This is a genomic window from Lacticaseibacillus salsurae (assembly GCF_045862175.1).
Lineage (GTDB): Bacteria > Bacillota > Bacilli > Lactobacillales > Lactobacillaceae > Lacticaseibacillus > Lacticaseibacillus salsurae.
In genome coordinates this window covers 1-4758 of sequence record NZ_BAAFZI010000092.1, presented here as the reverse complement: position 1 = coordinate 4758, position 4758 = coordinate 1, and the positions used below count along the sequence as shown (strand labels likewise).

The window sequence follows — 4758 nt, the reverse complement described above, 5'->3', positions numbered from 1 at the left end:
TTGCCGGTGTACTCATTGCCAGGGCGCATCAAGGCGTCTAAGAGCAACCCGGACTCTTGATCAAATACAACCTGAGGGTGATATCCATAGGCCATATAGTGAGCGTTGAAGGCGGACCGTTCTTGATTACCGAAAGTATCACAATGCGTTGAGTCTATATCCAGCACGAAGCGGGATTGACCACTAAGACGGAAAGCCAAGGCGGCTACTTGCCAGATAAGCTTCCGAAAGTCATCTAGGTCGGCGTCTTCAAGGCGCTTGAAAAACCGTGAAAGTGAGGGCTGTGAGACTAGCCGAGAGCTACCCAAGGTGGCCGCCAGTACGGGATCACGTTGCCAGTCATTGGCACTACTGTCATGTAAATACCCGGCAACGTCGAGCAACAATTTTTCCAAGAAGATGTCGATCATCGAGGCCTTCCAGAATCGTCGTTGGTCTGGTAACTTGAGGCACTGATTGGCAAGTTGCCTAAAGGGATCTGGTGCAAACAGTCTGAGAGATGACCATCTAACCAGCTATTGATCCTATGTTGAAGGTTATGCAGCTAACAATGCTTCTAATTCGTCCACGACTGAGAACCCGATGAGACTTAACTCTCGTCGGGTTCTTTTGCGTATTGCGTGAACAGTTTCCACACCGCTCAACATTGCACTAGCGGTTCGAATGCTTTGAAAGCTTGCTGAGCGGACACGATGACGTTTAATGAATCGGTGGTCCTGTTCAATCAAATTATTTCGATATTTGGAACATTGGTGGGCTGATTTGCTCAAATAGTCTTGCTTTATCAGGTGCTTCACTGCTTTCAGTGTTGCCCGATATTGATCAGTGACTAATCGATCAGGCCGACCATTGGTCGTCAAGAGACGCTTCAAAAAGTGATAGGATGCGGTATAATCGCGGTGTTTTCGTAGCTCAAAATCCATGGTCAAACCGTTACTGTCAATAGCGCGATACAAATAGGCCAAACGGCCTTTAACTCGAATATAGGTCTCATCGATTCGCCAACTTTTAGCGTGAGCTGTTTGATGCCGACGCCATAGAGCCTTAAAGATGGGGCCATAGTGATGAACCCAACGCATGACCGTGGTGTGATGAACAGTGATACCCCGATCCCGAAGCAATTCAACGATGTCACGATAGCTGAGACTGAATCTGAAATAGTAGCCAACGGCTACTAAGATGATGTCCTTTTGAAAGTGGCGTCCCTTAAAGTGATTCATGCGCGCAATCCCTCGTTTCTTGGCACCCAGTATACTAAAATCAAGTCAGCAAGGAAAATTTGCACCAGAACCCCCGAGACCTCTCAAAAATGAGTGAGGCACAAACCGCCTCACATCAAACTCTGGTCGCTACGCTCCCGCCGCGGCTACGCCTTGGCAAGTGCCAAATCAAAAGCGTGGTTCAGCAGGTCGTCGCGCACGCGCTCCGAGGGCGACCGGTAACAATCACTCAACGTGCCACCGTTGCATCAAGTGAATGGGCTGGTCAACTTTAGAGCCAAACCAGCACCTAGATAGAACATCTGGTAAACTGATTTATGGCAACTAGCCCCAGAGAGGGGGTGCTAGGTATGCACGAATTACTCACACTGATTGTCGCCCCATGCGTGGTGGGAATAGTCACAGCACTATTTGCCGACTGGTTGGATCGCCGGCACCGATAATCTAGTGGTTGCCAACCAACCCACACGCCGTTTCCCGCGGTGAAAAAAAGCGCCGTCACCCATGCAGGGGTGGCGGCGCTTTGTGCTAGATATGCATTGAATTTCTCACAAGTTCAGTATAACACGCGTTGAGCGTTATTGGCAGGACAACAAGATATAATCGCAAGGCTTGGTTGTCAGGGACCAGCAGAAGCAACAGCACTAGAAAGTAGAACCACCTTGGTGTTGTGTCTGTTGCATAAGCAAGTTCTCAATGACGTTCGACCGAGTAACCTTAACTGTGTAGGGCTGGTTTGCAAGTGTGTGCTCCGCCTGTGCTTGAGTTTTTCTAACCAACTCATCCAATACGTTAATTGCTTGTTCACTCAAAGTAACAGCAATGCGACTTTTTTCTTCTCCCATGATGTGTTCCTCCTGTTTATTTGATGTTACTATATAGTAACACCAAAAGCACATGACACAACGCCAACTAAGAGATTACCAAGTACATACGAAGTTTGAGACGGGTGAATATTGACAATTCTTGTATCGGCACGGTATCGGTATTTTGTCGGTACGTATCGGTAATGTGTCGGTATTCAATCGGTATACTGTCGGTTAAGTATCGGTAAAAAGTCGGTAGACGAGAAAATCTGGCGCCACCGGAAACGCCCGCACTGCGGGCCTATCACAGTATGTGACAGCCGTTTCCCTTATGCTCTTTTCTGTCTTTGCGTTACAGGCACAGCAATTCATTGCGTCTTGCCTGTTAGTCGAGTGGAAAACCGCAAAAACAGGTGGCCTAAGCCGCCGTCGTGTTGCGAGTTTTTTTCTTCTCTCAATATGTGTTCTTCCTGTGCCTTTCATATAACTATATAGCAACACAAAGGACACACAACACGACACCTGGCGAGATATCACTAAGTACATGCGCGGTTTTAGACGTGTGACTGTTGACGATTTTCGACAGGGGACGAATTTTGGAGTTTTGGATAATGAGCATAAGGGAAAACTGCACCCATAAATGGGTGACACCGCAGTGCGGTGGGTTTTCCAAAGGGGCCACATTCGTGGCCCAAGTGCCCTAAATCTTAGTTCTTGGGCACACGCCAAAATCGCGATTGTGCCCAATATTCAGAGCTTTGTGCACCCAAAAACTCAATTTGTGCCCAATATTCAAAGTTCTGGGCACACGCATTTTTGGGATTCAATTTAGCTTTTCTCCGTAGTTTGCACGAGCATCTCGTGCATTATTGATCGCCTTCTCAAAATTTTTAACTGAAGTTTGATGCTGCTTGATTGAAGATTTCGTTTGCGCAATTTTACTCTTGGTATCAGATTTTTGAGCCCCAGTTTGAAGATCCAACGACTGATTTTGCTTCGATAAAATCTTCTTGAGCTTGGCAATGTTGGACTTATTCTTGGCCACCTTACGCTCAAGTTTCTGAATATTTTGCGAGTAGTATTTCACCATGTAGGCGAGATATTCTTGCTGGAGTTGGTGCGTTGTTGGTCGTTTATAGGTGCCCGCATTCTTGGCTTTTTGAACTAACAAGGCCTGGCTATTGGCAGCCTCCAGCCCACTCCCCGTCGTCTTCTTGTCACCAATCGCGACGTAAAGGAGCGCTTGTTTCTTAGGAACTTGTTTAACTGTCACGACATAATAATCGGGGCTCACTTGAGTCAAACTTGATGATAGGTTCTCACCATTTTCGTGACTTTTGGTACGCACCTTTGCGCGGACGGCAGCCAACGGATCAAGCTGATTGTCACTGACATAAAAGCCCAGCCGATACGTTTGATTGCTATACCGTTTGGCGTTGGCATAGATGAAAGTGTTCTCTCCCATCACAAAGGACTTGCTCGTAGTTAACCCCGATTCATTGATGTTTTTGGGGAAGACAACGAACAAGACCAGCGTCACGCCGATTGCCGCCAGGATCCAACCAAAAAGCTTTTTGAAACGCTTCTCCGCTTTGTTGTGGTCCAAAATCTGGACATGTTTTTCTGGATGTAAGCTAGGTGTAAAGTTTCTCTCGGTTAGGTCCGAGTCAGAAGGATAAATTGACAAAAGAAGACCGCTTGTCCTCTAATTGAGCTACCACACAAAATCAGAGAGAAGCGATCTTCCATGTCCTCAATTGTAGCAATTGTCCTTGAAGCTTTAAAGTCCAATGACTCCATTATCAGTGCTGAAAGTCAAATGATGACCGAGCTCAGCCAGTTGGTCTGTGCCGGCGTAGCTCAGGCTTGTGAGCAACTTGATGATGATTTGTGCCTTGGTCATAAGGATTACAGAATCATTCACAAGGATCAGCGGCACATCACTGCCATGTTCGGTGATGTCGTGTTTAAGCGGCGCTTGGTGAAAGATGACAGTGGCCGGCTCTTTTACCCGTTTGACGAAAAGGTTGGCTTAGCTACGGGTCGACGCTTCACACCAATGATCATGGCTAAGGTCGCCGAACTAGCCTCGTTGACTGTGATGCGGACAACCGCGAAGGCCGTTGATCTTCTAACGCCATTCTCGATGTCAGCGATGACCGTGGATAACTTAGTGCGCGAGGCTGGACAAGAGCTAGACACGGTACGTGAAGCCGAGGCCAAGTACGTCACAGTGGAGGTAGACCGGCGAGCAGTACCGCAACTGTTCATCGAAGGTGATGCCTTTAAGGTGAAGCTGAAGCATGGCACTCAGGTAATGGTTCATCGCGTCCAAATCAGTGAAGGCGTAACGCAGTCAGGCAAGCGGCACCAGTTGATCAACCGGCATAGCATCACCGGGCTGTCGCACGAGAAGGTCTTTGATGAAGCCAGGTCATACATCGACCAGCACTACGATTTGCGCGAGACCTGCGTCCTGACCGGCAGTGATAATGGGTCTGGTTATAGTCCTAAGGCGTTCAAGGAGTTGGTCCCGGGCGCCGCTAGGTGGGCGCACGTGCTAGACGGCTACCACCTGAATCGCAAGCTCAAGGAGCGGTTCAGTATGATGCCACGTGATCTGCAAGACCTACTCCGCAAGTCAGTTTGGACTGGCAACAAGGCCAGAACAGAGATGGTCTTGGATACCGCGGAAAGCATGGTTCAAGACACCGATTCAGGGGACTCAATGC

At 48.2% G+C, this 4758-nt stretch carries 6 protein-coding genes; 2 read left to right on the top strand and 4 right to left on the bottom strand.

The features are described from left to right. Both ACKTSG_RS13565 and ACKTSG_RS13560 read right to left on the bottom strand, forming a co-directional pair. On the bottom strand, nucleotides 1–410 hold a 410-nt coding region (locus ACKTSG_RS13565; protein WP_491062201.1), incomplete at its 3' end, for a transposase. Between the two features lie 126 nt (nucleotides 411–536). Then, the gene (locus tag ACKTSG_RS13560; RefSeq protein WP_152164930.1) at nucleotides 537–1220 is read right to left on the bottom strand and encodes an IS6 family transposase; all 684 of its coding nucleotides are present in this window, start codon (nucleotides 1218–1220) and stop codon (nucleotides 537–539) included. A 317-nt stretch (nucleotides 1221–1537) separates the two neighbouring features. Here ACKTSG_RS13560 and ACKTSG_RS13555 point away from each other — a divergent pair, with 317 nt between their 5' ends. Next, on the top strand, nucleotides 1538–1663 hold the full coding sequence (locus ACKTSG_RS13555; protein ID WP_369385982.1) for a type I toxin-antitoxin system Fst family toxin: 126 nt from the start codon (nucleotides 1538–1540) through the stop codon (nucleotides 1661–1663). Nucleotides 1664–1864: 201 nt separating this feature from the next. Here the strand turns inward: ACKTSG_RS13555 and ACKTSG_RS13550 are convergent, their stop codons facing one another. After that, complete coding sequence (locus ACKTSG_RS13550) at nucleotides 1865–2065, bottom strand: hypothetical protein (protein WP_152164932.1); 201 nt, start codon at nucleotides 2063–2065, stop codon at nucleotides 1865–1867. 784 nt (nucleotides 2066–2849) lie between these two features. Continuing rightward, on the bottom strand, nucleotides 2850–3713 hold the full coding sequence (locus ACKTSG_RS13545; protein ID WP_407895518.1) for an ABC transporter ATP-binding protein: 864 nt from the start codon (nucleotides 3711–3713) through the stop codon (nucleotides 2850–2852). 60 nt (nucleotides 3714–3773) lie between these two features. Between ACKTSG_RS13545 and ACKTSG_RS13540 the strand changes: the two genes are divergently transcribed. Further along, nucleotides 3774–4758: ISLre2-like element ISLca4 family transposase (locus ACKTSG_RS13540; protein WP_407895516.1), on the top strand; the 985-nt coding region annotated here is incomplete at its 3' end.

Coding starts and splice junctions, on each gene's coding strand:
- ACKTSG_RS13550 (WP_152164932.1), bottom strand. CDS start 2,065: ATGGGAGAAGAAAAAAGTCGCATTGCTGTTACTTTGAGTGAACAAGCA.
- ACKTSG_RS13555 (WP_369385982.1), top strand. CDS start 1,538: ATGGCAACTAGCCCCAGAGAGGGGGTGCTAGGTATGCACGAATTACTC.
- ACKTSG_RS13560 (WP_152164930.1), bottom strand. CDS start 1,220: ATGAATCACTTTAAGGGACGCCACTTTCAAAAGGACATCATCTTAGTA.